The organism is Niallia oryzisoli (assembly GCF_043641075.1).
Classification (GTDB): domain Bacteria; phylum Bacillota; class Bacilli; order Bacillales; family Cytobacillaceae; genus Bacillus_BD; species Bacillus_BD oryzisoli_A.
Genome location: NZ_JBHZRC010000001.1, coordinates 89,894 through 114,205 on the forward strand (window position 1 = coordinate 89,894; position 24,312 = coordinate 114,205).

The 24,312-nt window shown below is 37.1% G+C and carries 23 protein-coding genes and 1 riboswitch; of the genes, 8 read left to right on the forward strand and 15 right to left on the reverse strand.

From position 1 onward, the window contains the following. The first annotated feature begins 143 nt into the window (after positions 1–143). The gene (locus ACHUFV_RS00465) at positions 144–482 is read left to right on the forward strand and encodes a hypothetical protein (RefSeq protein WP_394231407.1); all 339 of its coding nucleotides are present in this window, start codon (positions 144–146) and stop codon (positions 480–482) included. Between the two features lie 237 nt (positions 483–719). Further along, a complete protein-coding gene (trpB, locus tag ACHUFV_RS00470; protein WP_394231408.1) occupies positions 720–1,886 on the forward strand; it encodes a tryptophan synthase subunit beta in 1,167 nt (388 codons plus the stop codon). A gap of 43 nt (positions 1,887–1,929) precedes the next feature. Here the strand turns inward: trpB and ACHUFV_RS00475 are convergent, their stop codons facing one another. Continuing rightward, a complete protein-coding gene (locus tag ACHUFV_RS00475; protein ID WP_394231410.1) occupies positions 1,930–2,052 on the reverse strand; it encodes a bacitracin ABC transporter ATP-binding protein in 123 nt (40 codons plus the stop codon). A 146-nt stretch (positions 2,053–2,198) separates the two neighbouring features. Continuing rightward, positions 2,199–2,342, forward strand: a riboswitch (cyclic di-AMP (ydaO/yuaA leader). Between the two features lie 136 nt (positions 2,343–2,478). Here ACHUFV_RS00475 and ACHUFV_RS00480 point away from each other — a divergent pair. Beyond that, the gene (locus tag ACHUFV_RS00480; protein WP_394231412.1) at positions 2,479–4,305 is read left to right on the forward strand and encodes an APC family permease; all 1,827 of its coding nucleotides are present in this window, start codon (positions 2,479–2,481) and stop codon (positions 4,303–4,305) included. A gap of 290 nt (positions 4,306–4,595) precedes the next feature. Beyond that, on the forward strand, positions 4,596–4,787 hold the full coding sequence (locus tag ACHUFV_RS00485) for a hypothetical protein (RefSeq protein ID WP_394231414.1): 192 nt from the start codon (positions 4,596–4,598) through the stop codon (positions 4,785–4,787). Positions 4,788–4,966: 179 nt separating this feature from the next. Here ACHUFV_RS00485 and putP read toward each other — a convergent pair whose 3' ends face one another. From putP to ACHUFV_RS00515, 6 genes are all read right to left on the reverse strand, one after another. Beyond that, positions 4,967–6,439 carry a sodium/proline symporter PutP gene (putP, locus tag ACHUFV_RS00490; protein ID WP_394231416.1) on the reverse strand — a complete coding sequence of 491 codons (1,473 nt, stop codon included), beginning with the start codon at positions 6,437–6,439 and terminating at the stop codon, positions 4,967–4,969. Then, entirely contained in the window at positions 6,429–6,581 is a 153-nt protein-coding gene (locus tag ACHUFV_RS00495; protein ID WP_394231418.1) for a hypothetical protein, read from the reverse strand. Before ACHUFV_RS00495 ends, putP begins: the two co-directional genes overlap by 11 nt. A gap of 35 nt (positions 6,582–6,616) precedes the next feature. After that, positions 6,617–7,738, reverse strand: a complete 1,122-nt coding sequence (gene proB / locus ACHUFV_RS00500) for a glutamate 5-kinase (RefSeq protein WP_394231419.1) — start codon at positions 7,736–7,738, stop codon at positions 6,617–6,619. A 105-nt stretch (positions 7,739–7,843) separates the two neighbouring features. Continuing rightward, positions 7,844–8,707 (reverse strand): pyrroline-5-carboxylate reductase, encoded by an 864-nt coding sequence (gene proC / locus ACHUFV_RS00505; RefSeq protein WP_394231421.1) that lies wholly within the window; start codon positions 8,705–8,707, stop codon positions 7,844–7,846. A gap of 303 nt (positions 8,708–9,010) precedes the next feature. Further along, positions 9,011–9,829: an EcsC family protein gene (locus tag ACHUFV_RS00510; protein ID WP_394231423.1), complete on the reverse strand. Its 819-nt coding sequence runs from the start codon at positions 9,827–9,829 to the stop codon at positions 9,011–9,013. 143 nt (positions 9,830–9,972) lie between these two features. Beyond that, positions 9,973–10,164: a hypothetical protein gene (locus ACHUFV_RS00515; RefSeq protein WP_394231425.1), complete on the reverse strand. Its 192-nt coding sequence runs from the start codon at positions 10,162–10,164 to the stop codon at positions 9,973–9,975. A 288-nt stretch (positions 10,165–10,452) separates the two neighbouring features. Between ACHUFV_RS00515 and ACHUFV_RS00520 the strand changes: the two genes are divergently transcribed. Both ACHUFV_RS00520 and ACHUFV_RS00525 read left to right on the forward strand, forming a co-directional pair. Continuing rightward, positions 10,453–11,004, forward strand: a complete 552-nt coding sequence (locus tag ACHUFV_RS00520; RefSeq protein WP_394231427.1) for a GNAT family N-acetyltransferase — start codon at positions 10,453–10,455, stop codon at positions 11,002–11,004. A gap of 114 nt (positions 11,005–11,118) precedes the next feature. Beyond that, a complete protein-coding gene (locus ACHUFV_RS00525; RefSeq protein ID WP_394231429.1) occupies positions 11,119–11,814 on the forward strand; it encodes an alpha/beta hydrolase in 696 nt (231 codons plus the stop codon). A 79-nt stretch (positions 11,815–11,893) separates the two neighbouring features. Here ACHUFV_RS00525 and ACHUFV_RS00530 read toward each other — a convergent pair whose 3' ends face one another. The 3 genes from ACHUFV_RS00530 to ACHUFV_RS00540 form a co-directional block, all read right to left on the reverse strand. Further along, entirely contained in the window at positions 11,894–13,036 is a 1,143-nt protein-coding gene (locus ACHUFV_RS00530; protein ID WP_394231431.1) for a glycosyltransferase family 4 protein, read from the reverse strand. Between the two features lie 36 nt (positions 13,037–13,072). Continuing rightward, complete coding sequence (locus ACHUFV_RS00535) at positions 13,073–13,603, reverse strand: phosphatase PAP2 family protein (protein WP_394231433.1); 531 nt, start codon at positions 13,601–13,603, stop codon at positions 13,073–13,075. Positions 13,604–13,691: 88 nt separating this feature from the next. Beyond that, a complete protein-coding gene (locus tag ACHUFV_RS00540) occupies positions 13,692–15,032 on the reverse strand; it encodes a UDP-glucose dehydrogenase family protein (protein WP_394231435.1) in 1,341 nt (446 codons plus the stop codon). Between the two features lie 255 nt (positions 15,033–15,287). Between ACHUFV_RS00540 and ACHUFV_RS00545 the strand changes: the two genes are divergently transcribed. Continuing rightward, positions 15,288–16,448, forward strand: a complete 1,161-nt coding sequence (locus ACHUFV_RS00545; protein WP_394231436.1) for a TIGR04053 family radical SAM/SPASM domain-containing protein — start codon at positions 15,288–15,290, stop codon at positions 16,446–16,448. 43 nt (positions 16,449–16,491) lie between these two features. Here the strand turns inward: ACHUFV_RS00545 and ACHUFV_RS00550 are convergent, their stop codons facing one another. The 4 genes from ACHUFV_RS00550 to aspA all read right to left on the reverse strand — a co-directional run bounded on the left by ACHUFV_RS00550 (position 16,492) and on the right by aspA (position 21,836). After that, a complete protein-coding gene (locus tag ACHUFV_RS00550) occupies positions 16,492–17,517 on the reverse strand; it encodes an LLM class flavin-dependent oxidoreductase (protein WP_394231438.1) in 1,026 nt (341 codons plus the stop codon). A gap of 183 nt (positions 17,518–17,700) precedes the next feature. Next, positions 17,701–18,729 (reverse strand): LLM class flavin-dependent oxidoreductase, encoded by a 1,029-nt coding sequence (locus tag ACHUFV_RS00555; RefSeq protein ID WP_394231440.1) that lies wholly within the window; start codon positions 18,727–18,729, stop codon positions 17,701–17,703. Between the two features lie 165 nt (positions 18,730–18,894). After that, positions 18,895–19,842, reverse strand: a complete 948-nt coding sequence (locus ACHUFV_RS00560; RefSeq protein ID WP_394231442.1) for an amidohydrolase family protein — start codon at positions 19,840–19,842, stop codon at positions 18,895–18,897. Positions 19,843–20,396: 554 nt separating this feature from the next. Further along, on the reverse strand, positions 20,397–21,836 hold the full coding sequence (gene aspA / locus ACHUFV_RS00565; protein WP_394231444.1) for an aspartate ammonia-lyase: 1,440 nt from the start codon (positions 21,834–21,836) through the stop codon (positions 20,397–20,399). Positions 21,837–22,051: 215 nt separating this feature from the next. Between aspA and ACHUFV_RS00570 the strand changes: the two genes are divergently transcribed. Beyond that, positions 22,052–22,888, forward strand: coding sequence for a YitT family protein (locus ACHUFV_RS00570; RefSeq protein ID WP_394231446.1), 837 nt, complete (start codon positions 22,052–22,054; stop codon positions 22,886–22,888). Between the two features lie 76 nt (positions 22,889–22,964). On the opposite strand, the gene ACHUFV_RS00575 is transcribed toward ACHUFV_RS00570, so the two are convergent. Continuing rightward, positions 22,965–24,161: an MFS transporter gene (locus tag ACHUFV_RS00575; protein WP_394231448.1), complete on the reverse strand. Its 1,197-nt coding sequence runs from the start codon at positions 24,159–24,161 to the stop codon at positions 22,965–22,967. Positions 24,162–24,312: the final 151 nt, after the last annotated feature.

The following is a 24,312-nucleotide window of genomic DNA, read 5'->3' on the forward strand; positions in this document are numbered from 1 at the left end:
AATCTATTAATAGTCATATGTAAAAGTGGATGGCAGAAAAATCTAACATAAGCTTCGTTAGAAGGATAAGAAGAGATCTCTTTGGTACAAAAATAGTTCTCTTCTTAAGAAGATCATTTTTGTATACGAAAGGGGAATAAAACATGAATGCAAATGTAGTAAATTTAGAGATTGATGATTACTTAGATTTGTATTTGCTAGCAGGACAAATGGGAGATAAATCTTGGCAGAATGATATATTGAATGCTCTAGAACATTACGAGGAAAATAAATCGAATGAAGACCCAGTTTTAATCATTCATAATCTTTGGCTGGAACATAGAAAGATTAATACGGAGCTTCTTGATACTTATCGTCTATTGCGTCAAGATCCCGATAATGATGTATTACAACAAAGGGTTTCAATATTGAAAAAACAAAAAGTTGAAGTATGTCGGAAACTCTACAGCGGAGAAAAGAGAGCCCACCATTATATTTTATAATAATAGATGATTGTCTTACCATTTGTGTTAAGCGCTTACAAAACAGGATTGTTAATACTTTTTGAAACCACTTTCCTTCTTGAAAGTGGTTTTTGTTTCGGTGGAGATACATATAAAAGATATAATTCTACAAATACAACCAAAAATATTTGGAATATAGAAGATTTACCGCTATAATATAAATGATAATTATTTTAATAGTCTATTAATTTATTGTTTGAAGGAGACGAGTTGAGAATGGCAAAGAATAGTGTAGAAAACAAAGGATATTTTGGAGAGTTTGGTGGAAGCTTCATTCCAGAAGATCTCCAAAAAGTTATGGATATCATTGAAGAACAGTTTTTAAAATTTAAAGAGGATCCTGATTTTCAAAAGGAACTAGACTATTATTTACGTGAATATGTTGGTCGTGAAAATCCGTTAACATTTGCAGAAAATTTAACGAAACAAAATGGCGGCGCAAAGATATATTTAAAAAGAGAAGATTTAAACCATACAGGTTCACATAAGATTAATAATGCACTTGGTCAAATTCTTCTAGCAAAAAAGATGGGTGCGAAAAGAATTATTGCTGAAACAGGCGCAGGACAGCATGGTGTAGCAACAGCAACAGCTTGTGCAATGTTTGGTTTAGAGTGTGTTATTTATATGGGGAAAGTAGATACTGAACGCCAGGCCCTTAACGTATTTCGTATGGAGCTGCTTGGGGCAAAGGTGGTACCGGTAGAAAAGGGACAAGGCAGATTAAAGGATGCCGTAGATGTTGCGTTAAGTGATTTAGTAGAGAATTATGAAAATACTTTCTACTTAATCGGGTCTGCAGTGGGACCACATCCATATCCAACAATCGTAAAGCATTTCCAATCAATCATAAGTAAAGAGTCTAAACAACAAATTCTTGAAAAAGAAGGTAAATTACCAACAGCAGTCGTTGCTTGTACAGGAGGTGGAAGTAACGCGATTGGTGCCTTTGCCAATTACCTAGAGGATGAACAGGTGCGTCTAATTGGGGCTGAACCGGCAGAAGCACCAACAATGTCTGAAGGAGTTCCAGCTGTTCTTCATGGATTTAAGAGTTATACATTAATAGATGAAGACAATCAGCCAAAACCAGTATTCTCAATCGCTGCTGGCTTGGATTACCCTGGTGTAGGTCCTGAGCACAGCTACTTAAAAGCAAGCGGTAGAGCAGAATATGTGACTGTTACAGGAAAGGAAGCGTTAGAAGCCTTCCAAACACTTTCAAAAGTAGAAGGGATTATTCCTGCGTTAGAAAGCTCCCATGCCGTGGCACATGGTATCAAGCTTGCAAAAGAACTGTCACAGGATGACATCATTGTAATTAATCTTTCCGGACGTGGAGACAAAGACGTGGATCAGGTCTATCATATGTTAAATAAATAAGTTTAAAGGGCAAAAAGGGACATTCCTGAACGTATCTATGATTTCAGGCTGTCCCTTTTTGTTCATCCTCTATTGCTGTATCCGGTTCTCCGTATAGTTCATTAATTTCCTTCGCTAATTCTTCTAAAAATTCATCAGAAATTAAAGGTTTATTGTCTGTAGTCATTTTAATTCTCCTTTTGATTATCTTTTTTTTACCAGGTTATAAAAGGATTCTTCAATATTATGACCATAAAGCAAGTTTTTTACTTAAACATTAAAATTCATATTTACATTTTCATATTTCAAGAGTAATATAATCATCAGTTTCAAATTCTTAAATCGCTGAAACCGTTTGGTGCGGGGGAACCATTTCACAGGATGCACTGTCATCCATGGGGTGAATCCTTTTTAGGTAGGGCTACTCAATGGTCCGAATCCGACAGCTAACCTCGTAAGCGTTATATGAGAAGGAAGGTGGAGCTTGTGGGACAAAAATTATAATGTCTACAAGTCTATTTCTTGAGGGCTTGTAGGCATTTTTTTTTTTTGATTGAATTGCTAAAGAGTATTGATAAAAAGTATTTTACGTTTTTTTGGATGGTGATCGTAAATGGTTTCTAATTTGAAGAGATTATTAATTGGAAGACCCTTAAAGTCAACAGAATTAGGTGAGCAGAAGCTTACTAAAACAAAAGCATTAGCCATACTGTCTTCTGATGCTTTATCATCTGTTGCTTATGGACCTGAACAAATACTAATTGTCTTGATGACAATCGGGGCTGTTGCGTTCTGGTATTCTATTCCGATTGCAATCGGTGTTTTGATTCTTTTGATGGCCTTGATTTTGTCTTATCGGCAAATTATTTTTGCATATCCACAAGGTGGTGGAGCCTATGTTGTGTCAAAAGAAAATCTTGGTATCAAACCTGGATTAATTGCTGGTGGTTCATTATTAGTAGATTACATTTTAACTGTGGCAGTTAGTGTATCTGCAGGAACTGATGCGATTACCTCGGCTTTTCCAGCTTTGCATGGATATAATGTACTGATAGCTACACTGTTTGTTATTATTTTAACCATATTAAACTTAAGAGGGGTGACAGAATCTGCTTCTGTTTTAGCCTATCCAGTATATCTTTTTGTATTGGCACTCTTTATTCTCATTGGAGTTGGACTATATAAAATCATTACTGGTGATGTATCACCTAACCTGGCTACACCGATTGGTACTCCAGTTGCAGGCTTAAGTTTATTTATTCTTCTTAAAGCATTTGCATCAGGAAGCTCTGCATTGACAGGGGTTGAGGCTATTTCAAATGCAATCCCAAACTTCAAGGAACCGGCACCGAATAATGCAGCAAAGACACTTTTTGCAATGGGAACGATCCTTGCTCTATTATTCTCTGGGATCGTATGTTTAGCTTACTTTTATGGAATCTCACCTAGGGAAGAGGTTACTGTTGTATCCCAAATTGCTGAAGCGATTTTCGGTCGTAATGTCATCTATTTCTTTATCCAAGGAACGACAGCGTTAATCTTAATTCTTGCGGCAAATACAGGCTATTCCGCCTTTCCTTTGCTAGCTGTAAACCTTGCAAATGATAAATTTATCCCTAGAATGTTTACGATTAGAGGAGACCGTTTAGGCTATTCGAATGGCATTATCATCCTAGGTCTTTCTTCTATTATATTAATATTTGCATTCAATGGTCAAACAGAACATCTTATTCCACTGTATGCAGTTGGTGTTTTTATTCCATTTACATTATCTCAAACGGGTATGATGGTCAAATGGATTCGCGAAAGACCTATGGGATGGATGCCGAAGCTGGCCATTAATTCCCTAGGTGCATTAATTAGCTTTGTAGTTACCATTGTATTCTTTTTGACAAAGTTTCCACAGGTTTGGCCGGTATTAGTCTTTTTACCTATTATCATTTTTTTCTTCTATCAAATTAAAAATCATTATGACTCAATTGGTGAGCAATTAAGAATTGCGGAAAGTATAGAAAATACTCCAATTGAAGGAAATATTATCATTGTACCAGTAGCTGGCATTACAAAGGTAGTGGAAAACTCATTAAATTATGCGAAATCCCTTTCTCCAAACCAGATTATTGCCGTTAACGTTTCGTTTGAACGAGATGCTGAAAAGAAATTAGAAGAGAAGTGGAAAAGATGGCAGCCAGATGTGAGATTAGTAACATTACATTCGCATTATCGAAGTATTATTCAGCCTTTAACTAAATTTATCGATACGATTGAGAATAAGGCAGGGGAAGCAAACTATCGCGTTACCGTCATTATTCCACAATTTATCTTGAAGAAAGGCTGGCATAATGTGCTCCATAACCAGTCAAGTATTTTAATACGGACGATTTTGCTTCATCGAAAAAATGTAATCATCACAACAGTTCCGTATCGTTTAAAAAAATAAAAGAAGGTATCTTCTTTAATATTGAATTATAGAAAAAGTCAAGGTATAAAACCTTGGCTTTTTCTATAAAATTTTATTAATATATTTTACACTATGAAAATGTTGTTAACTATTTTAAATATTTAGAAAATTTAATTGACGATAATTATGGGATTTTGATAGAATATATACATAATAACTTGATTTTTATGGATAAATTTTATGTTTTCATAGTGGAATAATAAATTATTTTTATCAAGCATATAAGACCATTACTATATAAAAATAATCAAAAAACTGGAGGGATCTAAATGATTGTAGTTTGTAGAAATCATGTAACTGATGGATTAAAAGAAGTATCTGCACCGCATATCGAAAAAGTACCACCAGAAAATAATAATTGCTGTGCATTTTGTATGGACAAGGCCACATATCGTTTATTCTATTTCAGTCCGCCTCCTATAGGTGAAAAAAGTCTCGTTGGCTCTCATAATAAAAGCTGAGAAGGGGAAATATCCCCTATTTTTTGTGAAACTATAATGGTCAATTATTTCCTTTCATTTTACTATCATCTATAGGATGCCTCGTCATTATCTACTATCTATTTAAACAAAAAGAAAGTGCCAAAAGGTTAGGTCTTTTGACACTTGATTGATCAGTATTCACTTTTTTCATTCAATCATTAGTTTTCTTTTAGAATTGCTTTATACATATCAAAGTTTTCTTTGACAGCAGTGGAAGGTGCTTTATCAAGAAGGCTGACAATTACAATGGCTATAGTTCCAAATACGAAGCCTGGTGCAAGTTCATAGATATCAAACAGACCACCCGTCATCTGGGCCCAAATGATAACCGTTAAAGCACCGACAACAATACCGGCAAGTGCACCGTTTCTTGTCATGCGTTTCCAAAACAAGCTAAGGATAATTACCGGTCCAAATGCAGAACCAAAGCCGGCCCAGGCATAACTGACAAGCTCCAGTATTTTACTATCAGGATCATAGCCTAATAGAATCGCAATAATAGCGATACCAAAAACAGCAATTCTTCCAACAATCATTTCTTCCTTTTGGGAAGCATCTCTTTTAAACATGGACTTATAAAAGTCGTTTGCTAAGGCGCTTGAAGAAACGAGCAATTGTGAGTCAACAGTACTCATGATTGCTGAAAGAATGGCTGCGAGTAAAAAGCCCGCTACCCAAGGATTAAATAGTACCTGTGAAAACATAATAAAGACGGTTTCGGAGTTTTCTAAAGGGGAGTCGGCAAAATATGAAATCCCGGCGAAACCAACAAATACTGCTCCGAAAAGAGAAAGAATCATCCAAACCATCCCGATTAAACGAGCCTTTGGTATTTCCCTTGTGGATTTAACGCCCATAAAGCGGACAATAATATGTGGCTGGCCAAAATAGCCTAATCCCCATGCCAACAAGGAAATGACTCCAACGGCAGTTGCTCCAGAATAGACATTCAGGTGAGAGGCATCAATGCTGCCAATCATTTGAACCGTTGCATTCCAGCCTCCAAGCTCGTAGACCGCTGCAGCGGGGACGATGATTAATGCTAAGAACATGAGGATTCCCTGTATAAAGTCAGTCCAGCTTGCTGCCAGGAATCCGCCAAATAAAGTATATGATAAGATAACGGCTGCTCCAACCCATAGTGCAAGCTTATAATCCATGCCAAAGGAATTCTCCAATAGTATGGCTCCTCCTACAAGACTTGAAGAGGTATAGAATGTAAAAAATACGAGAATAACAATGGCTGAAACAACACGGAGGATTTTGGAGTTATCATGGAATCGATTTTCAAAATAATCAGGAACCGTAATGGAGTCATTTGCCACTTCTGTATAGACACGTAATGGCTTAGCGACGAACTGCCAGTTTAGATAAGCACCGGCAGCGAGCCCAATTGGTAGCCAGATTTCACTCATACCGCCTACATACATAGCACCCGGTAATCCTAATAAAAGCCAGCCGCTCATATCTGAGGCACCGGCACTAAGCGCTGCAACACCACCGCCAAGCTGTCTTCCGCCAAGTACATAATCCGTTAAGTCTTTTGTCTTATTTGCTGCATAAATGCCAATAATCATCATTGCAACTAAATAAATAATGATCGAGGTTAACGTGGGGAGATTAATATCCATTTTGTTTCATCCTCTCCTTCTCTAATGTAATAGATGAATCATGTTTTTCTGAAAAATAAGTAATGATGCTGAGCACAATTAATAACGGCATTGGAATAAGCAGCCAAGCCCAGGTAGCAGCAGTCAAACCGAATTCCTCCATATTATCACCTCCTTAAAAGCTATGACCTAGTAGGATTAAACTGTAATCGGAACATCTAAATGACAAACAAAATGATTAATATCCATAATATACGGCTGACCAATAGATATATTTGTGTTTTGTTTACTTATTTGATGCAGGTCTTCAGTTGAAAAATTAACGACACCACAGCCAATTTCATTTCCTGAGGTATCAATGATGCGGATAACTGAACCCTTATCGAACTGACCATTTATATGGTGAATTCCTGAAGGCAATAAGCTTTTATGTTTCTCAATCATTCGTACCTTTGCCTGATCTGTAATGATGATTTCGCCTTCAGGGTTTGAATTAAAGGCTATCCATTTTTTTCGCTGATTTAAATTAATCGTAGGTGTTTCTGATTGAAAGTAGGTTCCTTTTGCTTTTCCTACGACTGCATCAACAACAATATTATTTCTACTTGCATTGCCAAGAAAGGTACTAATACCTGAAGCCATTGCGATTTTCACAGCTTCGATCTTTGATTTCATTCCGCCAGTACCGACCTCACTTCCTGATCCGCCTGCAATGGCTTCAATTGCGGGCGTAATCACATTGATATATTCCATCAATGAAGCGTTTGAATATTTAGTTGGATCTGCATTATACAATCCATCAATATCAGATAAGATGACCAATAAATCAGCATCCACTAATCCAGCTACCTTCGCCGATAGTGTATCATTGTCCCCAAATTTTAATCGGTCAACAGTAACCGTATCATTTTCATTTACAATTGGCACAATGCCTCTTTCTAACAATACATTCAACGTATTACGCATATTTTTATAGCGGTCTTCATCTAAAAAATCGCTTCTCGTTATTAATATTTGCGATGCAACGTAGCCGTTTGATAGAAATAGCTTGGAGTAAGCTTCGATTAAGAGTCCTTGACCGATTGAAGCAGCAGCTTGTTTCTCAGGTAATGAACTTGGACGCTTCAGACAGCCTAGTTTTCGATAGCCAGCTGCAATAGCACCTGATGAAACAAGGACGACCTCATGTCCAAGATCCTTTAAATGCACAATTTCATTTGCTAATTTTTCAAGTTTTTTATGACTAATCTCTCCATGACGGCTGGTTAACGAACTGCTGCCTATTTTGATGACAATCCTCTGTAGCTTTTTCGAGGTCATCTAATCACCCCTGTACCATTTTATTTATATATCAATTCTCCTGTAAGCAGAACTAAGCTGATCATATCTACTATTCGATAGATAGAATTGTAGTCAAGTTGACAATTAATCTAAAGAAATTTTTAGCTTATCTGTGACTGGTGACTCTACCAGTTGTTTTGTCATTTCTTTAGAGCGTGCTGCTGCTTCTTGGACGGCCATTTTAATCGCCATACCTGCACCATGGAGGTGGAGTGCCTTTAATCCAGCGGCAGTAGTTCCATTAGGTGATGTGACATTGTTTCTTAAGACAGCTGGTGTTTCGTTTTGCTCAAGTATCATTTTTGCTGCACCAAAAATCGTTTGAGCAATGATTTGACGTGCTGTTTCCTCTGATAAGCCTCCCTCAGCAGCTTGCTTCTCCATATGCTCCATTAAGTAGTAAAAATAAGCAGGTCCGCTTCCGGCAATTCCTGTAAATAGGTCCATTTTGTCTTCTGTCATGACATATACTTTTCCGATACTTTCTAGTAATTCCTTGGCAATCATCATGTTTTGATGGAGAGTATATTTTCCTGATGAAATGCCGGTTGCGGATTCTCCAATCATACTTGAGGTATTTGGCATAACCCGAATCACCTGTTGTCCGGTAGGGAAGTAATTTTCAATAAATGAGGTTGTAATCCCAGCTAAAACAGAAAGTATGATGTGATGTGGTTGAATGGAGTCACGAATAGATTGTAAGGCTCTATGTGCATCTTTAGGTTTCATTGCGAGGATAATTATATCAATAAGGCTGAAATCTAGGTCACCACTTGTTGTACCTTTTATTCCATATTTTGTTTCAAGCTGCTTCAAGCGTTCTTGATTGCTTCGATTAGAAACAATGATTTGATTTTGCGGTATTTTACCGGTGCTGGCAATCCCTGCAATCATTGCTTCAGCCATTGATCCAGCACCAATAAATGCAATTCTTTTATTTTTTAGCATGCAACCTCTCCCATTGTGTTCGTATTTTGTTCTTGTTTTGTATCAACGCTCTTATACTAACAATCAAAAAAAACATAATCAAGGAGTTTTTAGAAAGTTATGAGTATTTGATTCAATTAGTAAGCATATGTGAAGACACATACCGTTAGATAAGCAAAATCAGCTCTCAAGGCTATATATCACTTCTCAGCACGGAATATGGAGATTATCCTTTGTGAAAATAGATGATTTTTTACATTGGGCTTGTCTACAATTTACTTCATAACAGGCAAAAAAAGAGTCCTAATTCCCACAAAAAGGAAATCAGGACTCTTCGGAAGCTGTTTGAGGTTCCGCGGTTAGTCTTTCAAGAATTCTTCTTTTACGATAAAGCATCATACCAGCTTCAGCTACGTCATTTACTGCCGAACGATTGATAAATGCACCAAAAACAAGTCCGGCAATGGGAATCATTTGAAAAAGCTTTTTCCAGCCCATTTGATCTCTAAAAGTAAAGATTACTTCACGCCAGCCCTGGAGTTCTGATAAAACTTCTCGTTTTGCTGTCTCATCCTCAAGATCAAACTTAGATAATTGCGCTAATATGGCATTTTTACCAACAATGTCAGCTGAAACAAATTGAAGACATTTAACAATAAATAAACGCTCCTTTTTATCATTAGGATTGAATCCATAGCAAATGGCAATATCCTGCAATGTTTTTAATTGCAAACCAAGCAGGAGGGGGATATCGATTGTCAAGGTAAAAATTCCTCCAATGCCAGTGCTCGCTCCTTGAATGACCGCTAGTTTTTTTCGGCTGCCCGATAATTTTTCTACCGCCTGATCCATAGTGGAAATCGGCAATTTTACTGCCTCCTCCAGATTATGTACTTTTAAATCTGGATAATAGGAGGATACGGATGTAACAGAACTTAAGTAACTCCCGCCAGTTTGCACATATTGCCCCAATTCATCAATAATAAGACCAATCTTTTTCTGGATAAAATCGGGTGTCCATTTATCAATAATTTTAAATGGCAGTCGTCCCAGCCTTTCCCAAAACCATAAATCACCTTGATCTTTTTCCCAAGCCTCTACTTTAGTTAGTTCTTCTTTTAGCCATTCTTTTGATTCATTCATGCATATTCTCCCTTAAAATAGAATACTTACTAGTACGTAAATTTAAACGGAAAGTTTCATAATGGCAATAGATTTATTACTTAAAAGCCTTGGCTAGAATAGAACAAGAGCCGAACTTTATAAGTCCGGCCCTCTGCTCCATATTATTCAGCTTTTTCTTCAGTATCTGCTTCAGTACCTTCATCAGTGCTGTCTTCTGTTTCTGTACTATCTTCCGTTTGATTTTCTTCAGTGTCTGTTTCATTTTGAGGTTCTTCATTCGTACACCCGGCAGCAACTCCTACAAACATAAAAGTTGCCAATAAAATTAAAAGCCACTGTTTGACGTTTTTCATTTTTGCTTACCTCCTCGAATGTTGCAAGTTTTATTGCATTTTTAGTATACAGGCTATTAGAGCAAAAAAAGGGATATTTTCAAACTATTAACAATAATTAAACTTCTGTTAGCATTTGCTTTACAAAGAATATAAAAGTTAACATTCTTGCGATACTAACATATTGAGGAAATGAGAAAGGTTATAAGGTGGGAAAGGGATTTTTTTCTTGTTCAAATGGGTAATATGATTGAAAATATAGATAGTGTTTAAGTAAATTCTTGTACGAACAAGAATGGAGGATAACGTGTGAAAACAGAAATACTGTCAGGAAGAATAAAGCTTATACAGTCTGAACGAAAGCATGCATCAGCTTTATTCACGTTTTGGTCAGACCCAGAAGTTAGCCGCTATATGAATATTGAATCATTTGCAAGTATTGAAGAAGCAATTACAATGATTGATTTTTTAAATAAACTAGCTGAGAAAAAACAAGCTAATCGGTATACCATCATGACAGGGGTCAAGGAAGAAATTATCGGAAGCTGCGGATTTAATTATATTGATTATGATAATGAAAAAGCAGAAGTAGGCTATGATTTAGGGAAAGCGTATTGGGGCAGGGGATTTGCAAGTGAAGTTGTCACTATTTTGTTGAGATATGGCTTCCTGGAGCTGCAATTGAATCGAATTGAGGCTAAGGTTGCTCCGGAAAATGAACGATCAATAAGGCTATTAGAAAGATTGGGTTTTTTTTACGAAGGTCTTCTTCGACAATCTGAAAAGACAAAGGACGGATTTATGGATGTTAAGCTGTATTCCATGCTTAAGCGGGATTTTTCTAAGGGAGCTTTAGATTAAAAAGAAAAATAAAAGGAAATTTGTCTAAATATATAGAATAATTGACAAAGTGTGAGTTTAAAGATAGGAAAGCAGTTAAGGCTAAAATGATTTTCTTTAAAAGGAGAGGAAATAATGATGAATAGTCCCTATGAATATAGCATTACATTACCCAAAAATATTGAAAATGACAGAAAATATCCTGTTATTATTACCTTGCATGGAATTGGCTATGATGAGAGATTTTTGATGGACGCAGTCGGAGAGCTCACAGAAGACTATATTATTATCGGCGTTCGTGGTGATTTGCCCTATGGAAAGGGTTATGCCTATTATTCTCTCAAGGGATATGGAAACCCTGAACGTGACCAATTTGACAGCGCTGTTGAGAAATTGAGTTATTACCTTGAATATGCCTTTAAAACCTATCCTATAGACCTAAAACGGGTTTATTTAATAGGCTTTAGTCAAGGGGCAATCCTTAGTATGTGTTTAGCACTTGTGCTAGGAGAAACGATTAAAGGAATTATACCTATGAATGGGTTTATTCCGGAATTTATCAAAACAGAATATCCAGTAAAACCAATAGACCATTTGTCTGTTTTTCTTTGTCAGGGTGAAAACGATCCTATTTTCCCGCTACATGTAGGACAGGCTAACTATGAGTACTTCCGGAGTAAAGCTTCATCCGTTAAATATGTCATTTATCCTACTGGGCATAAAGTAACAAGTAATAATAAGAGTGATGTAGTGGCATGGCTTCGTAATGAGCTAGCAATGAGTGATCAAGCCAATTCTTCAGGCAATCAAAATAAAGTAAGTTCATTGTGAAGTAGCAAATCAAACTCTTTTAATAGAATGAAAGGGAACAGACAACTTCGATAAATGGTGTCTGTTCCCTTTCATTCTATTAAGCATAAATTTCATTTGTTTCTTTCTTTATTACCTGATCATAATCGCTAAGAAGTTGATCAAATATGTTTTCCCAGCGCTGTGTTAAGGCAAACTTTCTTCCTTCCATCCCCATTTGCCAGCGTAAACTATCATGTGATAATAGCTGTACAATTGCTTCATTAAACTCCTCAGCCGCTCCTGGCGCACATAATAAACCTGTTTTTCCTGAAGAGATGATATTTTTCACACCGCCGGAATCCGCGCCAATAACAGGTGTTCCACTTGCGAGTGCTTCAAGAACAACGTTGCCGAAGGTTTCGGTTGGTGAAGGGAAAATAAATAAATCTGAGGCACTATATATCTCTGCTAAATCCTTGCCATTTAAATAACCAGTAAAAATGACATTTTCAGGTGCCTCTTTTTCAAGGTCCTTTCGCAATGGTCCATCTCCAGCCCATATCCATTCAATATCCTTGTTTAATTCTGCAGGGATTGTTTTTGCTACGCGGAGGAGCGTACTAATATCCTTTTCCGGTGCAAGCCTTGAGACAAACAAAAGCAGATATTTTTTTGAAAGCCCGTATTTCTTTCGAACCGTGTCTTTTTCATACAAAGGATGAAATAGTTGACAATCTACTCCGCGCGGCCATATTTTTAAATTTTTAAAGTTACGCTGCTTTAAATGCATTAGTGTTTCATTTGAAGGGACAAAGGTTGTTTGAAATTGATTATGAACCCAAGCCATATAATTCCAAACCCACTTAGATAACAATTGAAGATCATAAAAAGCTAAATATTGATCAAAGTCAGTATGAAAGGAACCGACAAGAGGAATTTCTAATTTCTTTGCAAAATAAATTCCGCAAAGTCCCAAATTAAAAGGAGTTGCAACATGAATGAGATCAGGAGAAAAGCTTTCTAATTCCATTTTAATCTTCATGACATTAGGGAGTGCTAAACGGCACTCGGGGTACAAGAAAAAAGAAAGACTTTCGAACCTGTGTATATGTTCTGCCACGTATTCAATCGAGGGGGGCTTGGGGGCAAAAACTCTAAAGTCAATCTGTCGATATGATAAATGGTCAGTAAATTTCTTAAGTGTACGGGCAACTCCATTAATATCCGGGTAATAGGTATCAGTGAAAATAGCCACTTTCATCTCACAACCCCCTTAAGATGATGATAAACTCTTTCATTAACTAAAAAATATCAAAAAGGATAGAGTTCCCACACCTGTGCCCAGCAAGAATCCAGCAATACAATCTGACGGATAATGAAGACCTAAATAAATTCTTGATAAACCAACACAAAATCCAAGGGGAAAGAGGATCAATGACAAATATGGATGTAACAGCACATAAGGAATAATGATTGAAAAAATTGCTGTTGTGTGACCCGATGGAAACGAATGGTCCTGTAAGGGGTTCAACTGCACCTTTGTTTTTTCTAATGTTAAATAGGGTCTTTTACGTGGAAAAAACTTTTTAATCATCTGTACAGGCAGGTGACTGATGGCTAATGCAAAAGCACTAGAAATGGCCGTGATTTTCATAGAGTTGGATGTTAAGAGAATGAATAGAACTGTGGAACCAATGGTAAACATAGCCCCTCCAGCATGTGTTACCGTTCGGAAAAATAGATTAAGTATTTTTTTATCAAAATGGGAGTTTACCTTTTTAAATATCTGACATTCAAATTGATAAAAAGACAATAGAAGTCTTGTCATGGTCAGCACTCCTTTACCAGTCATGTATAAATTATAGTTTTATCGTACTAAAGGGTTGTTTAGCAAATGATAAAGGAATGTTAAATTTCTATAAAAGTAACGACTGATTTACCTCTACAATTGTAGGCATATGTGATGGTCTGCCAATCGATACATAATGGATGGGATATTTCTTGACTTCATCCATCGAATAGCAGTTTCTTCCGTCAATAATGACCGGATTCTTCATATATTCAGAATACAAATATAAGGGGAACTTTTTTATTTGCTCCCAATCTGTTGCAATAATAGCTAATTCACTATCCCAAAGCGCTTCAAGGATATCATTTGTATAAGTAAAATGGTTTCCTAGTTCTTTTTGCATAGTTGAAATCGCAATAGGATCATATGCCGTGACAATGGCTTTTTCCTGCTGTAATTCCTTTATTATCTTCAATGAGGGTGATTCCCGTATATCATCAGTACCAGGCTTAAAAGCTAGACCCAGTACCGAGACTTTTTTTCCTGCTAATGAAGGGATAATCTCTTTCGCTTTTTTAACAGGAATGGACTGTTGGCGGTTGTTCACGTTAATTACCGCATCCAGTAATTCAAAGGGATGCTGTACATTACCTGCAAGCTGGGCGAGAGCTTTTGTGTCCTTTGGAAAACAGGATCCACCGTAGCCAATTCCTGCACGGAGAAAATGATTGCCGATTCGTTTATCACTGCCAATGCCAATAGCAACTTCTTCGATATTAGCATCCAGCTTTTCGCAAATGGCTGCAATTTCATTAATAAAGCTTATTTTCGTTGCTAAAAAAGCGTTTGAAGCATATTTAATCATTTCAGCGCTTCTAATATCCGTCTTAATGACAGGGATATGTATGGGGGCATATAGTTTCTCGATCGTCGCTGAGGCTTCCGGGTTATCAGAACCGATAATAATTCTGTCTCCATGAAAAAAATCAAAAATGGCAGAACCCTCTCGAAGGAATTCTGGATTAGAAATAACGGTCGTTTTAAAGGGGCCGTTTTTTTCTTTGTCAATCATTTGTTTTATTTTTTCGTTTGTTCCGACTGGGACAGTACTTTTTGTACAAATAATAACATCATTAGTAATCTGACTAGCAATTGTATCGGCAGCAGCCGTAACCTGATCTAAATCTGCAGTACCATCCTCTTTAGCAGGTGTCCCTACAGTAATAAAAATAATTTCTGCATGTTTATAAGCCTTTTCTGGGTTTGTCGTAAAAAAAAGACGGCCGCAAGAGATATTTTTTGTAAGAAGGGGCTCAAGACCCGGTTCATAAATCGGGGAACGGCCTGAATTAAGCAGGTTGACTCTGTCTTTCTGAAGGTCCACACAGGTTATTTCATGACCTAATTCTGCTAAACACACACCTGTCACTAAACCTACATATCCAACACCTGCTATTGCTATTCTCATGAAATCCCTCCGTTGTAGTGATGTGCTTTCATTGTATTCTATTGATGAAGGGCTATTATTTTCTTAATCTCTTGTAAAATAACTGTTAAGAAATTGTACTTCATTCAATATCCACAAAAGGGACCGCTTTTTCAAATTGTGAACCGCTTCGTTATTTTAAAATTTTAAGAGTGACTTTAGTTGCTTTAGAATGCTGATTCTTATCTTAAAATGAAGTAATAGTTTTACGATAAAATCGAAAAGAATGGTGATAGAATGGAACACGGAAAAATTCATCCACATATGCAGGGAACAAAAGTTGATTATAATAAAAATCCCTTTATCGTGATCTGGGAGGTAACCCGGGCATGTCAGTTGAAATGTGTTCACTGTCGTGCTGATGCACAGCTAACGCCAGATCCCTGTGAATTAAGTCATGAAGAAGGGCTCAAACTAATAGATCAAATATATGAAATGAACAATCCGATGCTTGTTTTTACAGGTGGGGATTGTATGTTAAGAGAAGATTTATTTGAGTTGGCACAATATGCCGTCAATAAAGGAATGCGGGTTTCCATGACACCAAGTGCTACGAAGAATGTGACAAAAGAGAAAATGGAAAGGGCAAAAGAGGTAGGTCTTGCACGATGGGGCTTTAGCCTCGATGCGCCAACGGCTGAAATTCATGATCAATTTCGTGGTACACCAGGGTCGTTTGATTTAACAATTGAAAAAGTAAAATATTTAAATGAATTGAAAATGCCGGTCCAAATTAATACTGTTATTTCACGCTATAATTATGATCACTTAGAGGAAATGGCAAAATTAGTAGGCGAATTAAAAGCTGTGATGTGGTATATATTTCTGCTTGTACCAACCGGAAGGGGACAAATAGATGACTGTATCAGTCCTGCGGAGCATGAAAAGGTGTTTCGCTGGTTATATGAACTAAGTAAAACAGCCCCCTTTGATATCAAAACAACAGCAGCCCAAGCCTATCGGCGTGTTGTATTACAACAAAAAATGCAAGAGCATAGAATTGAAAAGGGAGAAATTCATTATGAGGATACAATTACGACGGATATGGCATCAAGAAATGACGGCTTAAAACGGGCACCAAAAGGGGTGAATGATGGAAATGGTTTTGCTTTTATTTCTCATATTGGCGATGTATTACCAAGCGGATTGCTACCAATTAAAGCAGGAAATGTAAGAGAAACACCACTGGCAACCATTTATCGGGAAGCAAAAATATTTAAAGATTTAAGACAGCCTGATCATTATAAAGGGAAATGCGGTGTATGTGAATATAGGAACATTTGCGGCGGATCAAGGTCAAGAGCATATGCTGTCACAGGTGATTATATGGAAAGTGAACCATTCTGCACTTATATTCCAGAGGTGCTAAGAAACAAAGAAAAATCAATTCTTTCCTAACTAATACAAAAAAGGAGCCTGTGAATCAGGCTCCTTTACTTGTTTAATTCGATTCGTTCATAATATCTGCAATAATCTTTAATGAATGTAATCGTGCTTGATGGTCATATATTTGGCTGTTTACGATGATTTCATTAGCTCGTGTTTCCTGGGAAAATTTCTTTAGTTTCTTTTTGATTGTACTAGGACTTCCGATGATTGAGCGGCTAAGCTTCTGCTGAAGAATGGCTTTTTCAAAATCACTGCAAAGCTCATCCATATTATCAACTGGCGGCTGTAATAGTATAGGATTGTTTCGTAGTAGATGTAGATGCTGCTGTTGAAGCGAGGTTGAGAGTAGTAAGGCTTCATCATCATTGTCAGCAGCAATGATATTCATTGCAACTAAAGCATATGGCTTATCCAGCACATTGGAAGGACGGAAGCTGTTTCGGTATAAAGCGAGGGCAGGTAATGTATTTTCTGGTGCAAAATGGCTGGCAAAGGCAAAAGGAAGACCAAGCTGTCCTGCCAGCTGTGCACTATATCCGCTTGAGCCTAACAGCCAGATTGGAACTTGTAAGCCTTGACCTGGTATTGCTCTTACCTTGGATTTTGTTGATTGACGGTCTTGAAAATAGGCCCTCAGTTCAGTCAATAGTTCAGGAAAGTCTTGCCCATCATTTCTACGGTCACGACGTAAAGCATAAGCAGTTAATTGATCCGTACCAGGTGCACGTCCGATTCCTAAATCAATTCTACCCGGAAATAAGGATTCTAACGTTCCAAATTGCTCGGCAATAACGAGCGGAGCATGATTTGGCAGCATGATCCCTCCGGAACCAACACGAATTGTTGAAGTATTAGCGGCAACATGGCCGATTAAAATGGATGTTGCAGAGCTTCCAATACCGGGCATGTTATGATGCTCAGCAAGCCAATATCGTTTATACCCCCAATTCTCAACATGCTTTGCTAGATCAACCGTATTTTGAAACGTTACGGCTGCTGAGCCGCCTTGAATAATAGGTGATAAGTCAAGTACAGAATATGGAATAGAATTAAGGGAGATAAATTCTTGTTTCGACATTACTTCATCTTCTTTCTATAGGTTAATATCGAATTATATAAATATTCTATCAATTAATCCATTATAATTCAAAAGAGAGGGCTTAAGATTTAATAAAGTTTCAGTAGAGAGAGAACAGGGTTTATGCCGATATAAAAACCGGTGCACGTTATGTTCACCGGTTATTTATCGATCGTTTATCTATTAGAGCCTGTCGTTCAAAATGTCTGCAACAATTTCAAATGAACGTAATCGAGCCTGATGGACAAATATCTGACTATTGATCATGATTTCGTCAGCCTGCGTGTCTGCCAAAAATCTTTCTAATTGTGTTCTTACTGTGGCATGACCACCAATAATGGATTTTGCAAGCTTTTGATCCAAGTATGCCTTCTCATAAGCATTACAAATACTGTCAAAAGAATCTACAGGAGGTTCAAGAGGACCACGTGTGTTGCGAATAATATTTAAGTGATACTGCTTTAATGTGGATGCAAGCTTATGTGCTTCTGCATCACTATCCGCTGCAATAACGTTCACGCACACCATCGAATACGGCTTCTCAAGAGTATCGGAAGCCTGGAAGCTACTTCTGTATAGGGAAAGGGCAGGCAGTGTATTTTCAGGTGAGAAATGGCTCGCGAATGAAAACGGAAGTCCAAGCAAGCCAGCCAGCTGTGCACTAAATCCACTGGAGCCTAACAGCCAGATAGGAATTTGTAAGCCCAATCCTGGAATAGCATTAACACTCATTTTCTCCACTTGGTTTCCTGGTTGGAAGTATGCACGTAATTCAGCTAATTGCTCAGGAAAATCCTGTCCATCACCTCGATAGTCTCGTCTTAAAGCCTTTGCTGTCAACTGATCAGTACCAGGTGCGCGACCTAGACCAAGATCAATACGTCCTGGAAACATGGATTCAAGTGTCCCGAACTGCTCGGCAACGACTAGGGAAGAATGGTTAGGCAGCATTACTCCACCTGATCCAACCCGAATGGTTGATGTATGTGCAGCTACATGCCCGATTAATACAGGTGTAGCAGAACTGGCGATTCCAGGATTATTATGATGTTCTGCCATCCAATATCGTTTATACCCCCATTTTTCTGCATGGCGGGCAATATCAACTGTATTTTTTATTGAATCACCAGCAGAACCTCCTTTTAAAACGGGAACTAAATCTAGTACTGAATAAGATAAATCACTTAATTTTTTTTGCTCTTGATTTGCCATTTGTTCATCTCTTTTCTATGTTGTATGTTCATATTTTTACAATCAACCTTATATCAAATATTCTAACAATATTTTAATCTATTGAAAACAGTCTTTCATTATAAAAAAATAGTCCCCTATAAAGATGAATCGATTGATATCTTTAGGGGACTATTTGAAATTTTATTATTGTATGTTTACTGATTCAGCTAATAGTGAATGAACACCTTTATCGCTAATATTTAAAGCGCTTTCCCAAAGGGAGAGATTTGCGTCAGATCCTGGAACAACCCGGTCTTCTCCGACCACCTTAGTTAAAAACTCGATGCTTTCCTTGCTGCCGAGTACAGAATCATACCAAAAGCGCTTCAAATATTCAGAAGGTGGTGATTGTAAATTTGCAGAAACCACATCCCATTGTTCATATCCTTTTTCTAAGCGGCCGATTTGGTATGGAAGAAATCCACCGCCATGAGCAAATAGTATTTTAACCTCTGGATATTTATCAGCGAATCCGCTTAATACTATATCAGTTGCACAAACCGTAATATCCCATGGTTCTCCAATGATAGCAGGCATCATTCTTCTTTTTAATCGTGGATCATTATTTGTTAATGGGTGTATGAAAAGGATGGCCTTTAATCGGTTAGCTTCTTCGAAGAAGCCTTTAAAAAAAGGGTCTGTCAGCATTCGTTTTCCTAACCCAGTCCCGATAATAGCACCCTTTAAGCCAAATTTTACGGCTTCGTTTAATACTTGAGCTGCCTTGACAGGGTTTGCTAATGGAACAGTAGCGAGAGCAGAAATTTTTCCTGGATGCTTAGCCACTAATTGTGCCAGTGCTTGGTTATAGACTTTAGAAATTTCTGTACTAATTGAGACTGAGTCATATAGAAAAAGCTGCGGGAGGGGTGAGATTACGGAATGGTTAACACCAGCGTTTTTCTGACCTTGTAGGAATGCATCGAAGTTGATTAAGTTTTTTTTCAATTCTATCCTACACTTTTCGTTTATCACGAGGGATTCTTCATTTGTGTCTTCGTTAACGATCCACCGGGCATTAATTCTATGTTGGTTGTCCTTAATCCATTCTAGTACTTCACTAGGGATGAAATGTGTATGAAAATCATGCATGATAATCCGCTCCTTATTTGAATATAAAAAATATTTAGTATATTTAATAGACGCTCTCACTAGTTAACTTGCAATAAATCATTTTGGTAAACGAATGAATCTTATAGATAAAACTATACACCAAAAATAATATTTTGAAAAGTAAATATTCTAAAAATTTTAAAAACAAACAGTTATTATTATAGATAAAGTAGAAATGATAGTTAATTAGCGCTTTTTGATTTCGTTTAGGACATGATTTCAAATTATGAAACAGATTGATAACTCCTAAAAAGAAAGAATATGTATATTTTGTAATAAATTCTAAATTATTATATAATAAATTTGTCATAATAAATATGTGCATAAAAATGGGAGAAATGCTAAAGAAACAAGGGGTAGTGGTATAGTAACGCTTGGGGAAGCGTCTACCACAAAGTTTTTGTGATTAACAACAGTACGGATGATCATGAATCAATAGAATGGAGAAAGCGAAAGTAAGGCAGGTGCAGATATCCATTCGAAGAAAAAAGGATGACGATTGAAGTCATCCTTTTTTCATGCTGTTCAATTAATTAATCCCTTTCAAGCAACGAGGCCCCGGCTATGCCTGGGTTTGTCATTTCATAGGGATTTAATATAAGATCAAGCTCCTCCTCAGTTAAAACATCATATTGAAGACAAAGCTCCCGGACCGAGCGGCCTTTGACAATTGCTTCGCGGGCAATTCTTGCTGCAACTTCGTAGCCAATATGTGGATTAACCGCAGTAATTAGTCCGACACTCTTCTCGACATATTCTGTTAAACGCTCTTCATTTGCTTCAATACTTTTTAAACAGCGATCAGTAAAGACTCGAAATGCATTATTCATAATACTTATGGACTGATGAAGATTGAATACCAGTACAGGTTCCATTACATTTAACTCTAGCTGTCCGGCTTCAGATGCAAGACTGATGGTATGGTCGTTACCTATCACTTGAAAGGCAACCTGATTAATCATTTCCGGCATAACTGGATTTACCTTACCTGGCATAATAGATGAACCAGGCTGACGTGCCGTTAAAGAAATTTCTCCTAATCCTGCACGTGGTCCTGATGCCATTAAACGTAAATCATTTGCTATCTTTGACATATTAATCATACATATTTTGAGGCTTGAGGATACTTCGGTATATGCATCTGTATTTTGTGTTCCATCAACTAAGTGCTCGGCTTTTTTCAATGGGAGACCGCTAATATCTGCCAAAAACTCTACGACATATTCAATATATTTAGGTTCAGCATTTAAGCCTGTTCCAACAGCCGTTGCTCCCATATTGACTTCGTATAAATGCTGGCGTGATTGATTGATGCGTTTAATATCACGACTAAGGACACGGCTGTACGCCTCAAACTCCTGACCGAGACGGATGGGGACAGCATCCTGTAGATGAGTTCTTCCCATTTTAATAATTGGATCAAATTGCTTTGCTTTTTCCTGAAATACAGAATGCATGTATTGCATTGTCTCAAGGAGCTCTGTCAGTAAATGTAATGTTGAAATATGGATCGCTGTTGGGAAGGCATCATTTGTTGATTGAGCCATATTTACATGTGTGTTCGGGCTCAATTGCGTATAGTCTCCCTTATCCTTCCCCAATATTTCCAATGCGCGGTTTGCAATGACTTCATTTGCATTCATATTAATAGATGTACCGGCACCGCCCTGGATAGGATCAACAATAAATTGATCATGCATGTGGCCAGCAATAATCTCGTCAGCTGCTTGTACAATAGCATTTCCCAAGCCCTCGTAAAGCCCTTTAGTTTTCATATTGGCTAAAGCTGCTGCTTTTTTTACCATTGCAATGGCACGGATTAATTCCTTGTGAAGCGGATAGTGTGTAATCGGAAAATTCTCAGCAGCCCGTAATGTTTGAATCCCATAATAGGCATCAAATGGTATTTCCTTTTCACCTAAGAAATCCTTTTCAATTCTTTTTTTTGAGCCATTTGAAACGGGTAATGACAAGAAAAGCTCCCCCTTTAATAAACTTTTAATAATTGTATTATGTCCTATCGTAACGTATCATTATCTTTTTTAAAAGTTTTTACACTTTAATAAATGTAGAAAGATTTCATATTATCTTTATGATAAAATTTCATAAATCTCGTTATCTGTACTGCTTTTGAGGCAATATAAATAAAAGAATATTTTTTCCGCAAGGAGTGCAGGGGAGAGATCATATGACAAAAACAAAAGGAAGAAATGAATTTTATTTCTTAATGCTGATTATTATAGGGACATTGATTATAAGTGCTGCCTTTAACTTATTTTTTATTCCACACAAGATTCTAAGCAGCGGTTTGAGCGGGATTGCGATATTACTTGGTTTAATTACACCATTTGAAACGGGTTTAATTAACTTTGTTTTAAACTTACCATTATTAATCGTTGGTGTTTTCAAGCTTGGAAAACGATTTATCATTTATACGATTATTTCAGTTGTAGTGCTGTCGATTGGTTTGTATATCATTCCTGTTACAGAAGTATCATCAGAACCCATCTTGTCTTCCATTTTTGGCGGTGTAATTGCAGGGCTTGGCGGGGGACTTATTTTCCGAGCCTCTGGTTCATCTGGGGGATTTGATATTATTGCTGTTCTACTGACGAAAAAGAGGGATTTTCCGCTTGGAAGTATTCTCTCGGCATTAAATGCGGTAGTTGTTATTTTTTCAGGGTTCATCTTTGGATGGGATGCAGCATTACATACACTAGTCGGAATTTATGCATCAGGGAAAATGGTTGATATGATTCATACAAAGCATATTAAACTGACATTAATGATTGTGACAAAAAAAGGGGATGAAATAAAAGATAAAATGCTCGCAAATTTTTATCGAGGTATTACTGTATGGGATGGTGAAGGGGCCTATACTGGTGAGAAAAAGAAAATATTAATGACAGTCATTACCCGCTATCAATTGACAGATGTTAAATTACTAATTAATGAAATTGATCCGCAATCCTTTGTTAATATCACACAAACACAGGAAGTAATGGGTGCCTTTGATAGAAGCTAAACGATTGATTCCTATTGCCTAACTCAAAAAAACAACAAAACGTTGATCGTTTTTGTTGTTTTTTTGATGGATGGAATCATTTATGTGCTTCTTTATTAGATCCTTTGATGACAAGAAAAAGATAGAGAAGAATCGATATGAGAACGGAGGCTGCAGCAGATAAATAGACACTTTTATAACCAAATAAATAGCTGATTTGACCAAAAAACATCGCACCTAGTCCAATACCAATGTCAAAAAAAGAATAGAAGGTGGCGTTAGCCATTCCTCGTCTATGTATTGGTGTCTTTTCAACCGACCATGCTTGCAATGCTGGCTGAACCGTACCAAATCCAAATCCATATAAAATGGCTGCAGTAAACAAAATTTCTTTGTTCGGAAGCCAAGCTAATAAAAGCATGGCAATAATAATTAGAGATGTTCCAGGGATAAAAATAGCTCGGTGTCCTTTTTTATCGTACAGCTTACCGGCAAATAGTCTTGATACCATAAGAGCTGAAGCATATAAAAGGAAGTACCACTGAATTCCAGTAACACCTTCTTCTGCCGTATATAATGGCAAAAATGTAGCTATACCACCAAACGTAACAGTGATAAACATAATAAGAACGGAAGGTTTAATGGCACTTTTTTCATATAAATCCCATTTGTTTGTTTGTTGATTTTCTTTATTTGGAACCACTTTTTTGTATTTAATAAAAGAAGAAGATATTAAAGCTGCTAAACCAAGACCGGCACAAATGAAAAAGAGTTGATGAAAGGGGAGTACTCCTGATAGGGTTAGTCCCAGGGAGGGGCCAAAAGCAAGGGCTAGATTTCCTGAAAGTCCATAATAGCCCATTCCTTCGCCACGCTTATTAGCTGGTATTAAATCAGTTGCGATTGTACCAGATGCAGTAGTTGATAACCCCCAGCCAAACCCCTGTACAATTCGCATCATAAACAGGAATGCAATACTCGCGGCAAAAGCATACGAGCCTACCGAAATAACAAAGATGGCAAGACCAGTCAAGTAGACAAAAGCTCTGCCTTTTGATTCCAATGCATGTCCTGCAAATGGACGGATGATAAGAGCCGAAAAAGTAAAAATCCCCACTACTAATCCAATTAATTGATCATTCCCACCCAATTGCTCAATAAAAAGTGGGATAGTAGGTAAAGTCATTTGAAATCCAAGAAAAATAAAGAAGTTGGCCAGGACGATTAAGGTGAAATCCTTTGTCCAAATCTTATCTGATGCCTTGTTGTTTTCTTTTATTTGTCTATTCTCCATTAATCACTAAGGACCTCCTCTCGTATTGTAGCGTATCTATTTTACCTTATTTATTTAGAGACCTGTTAATAATATAGCAGTAATCAATTGAAAAAATTTAATCATTGAAGAACGATAACTGTAGTAGTAGAAGAAAATAAAAAAAGCTCGA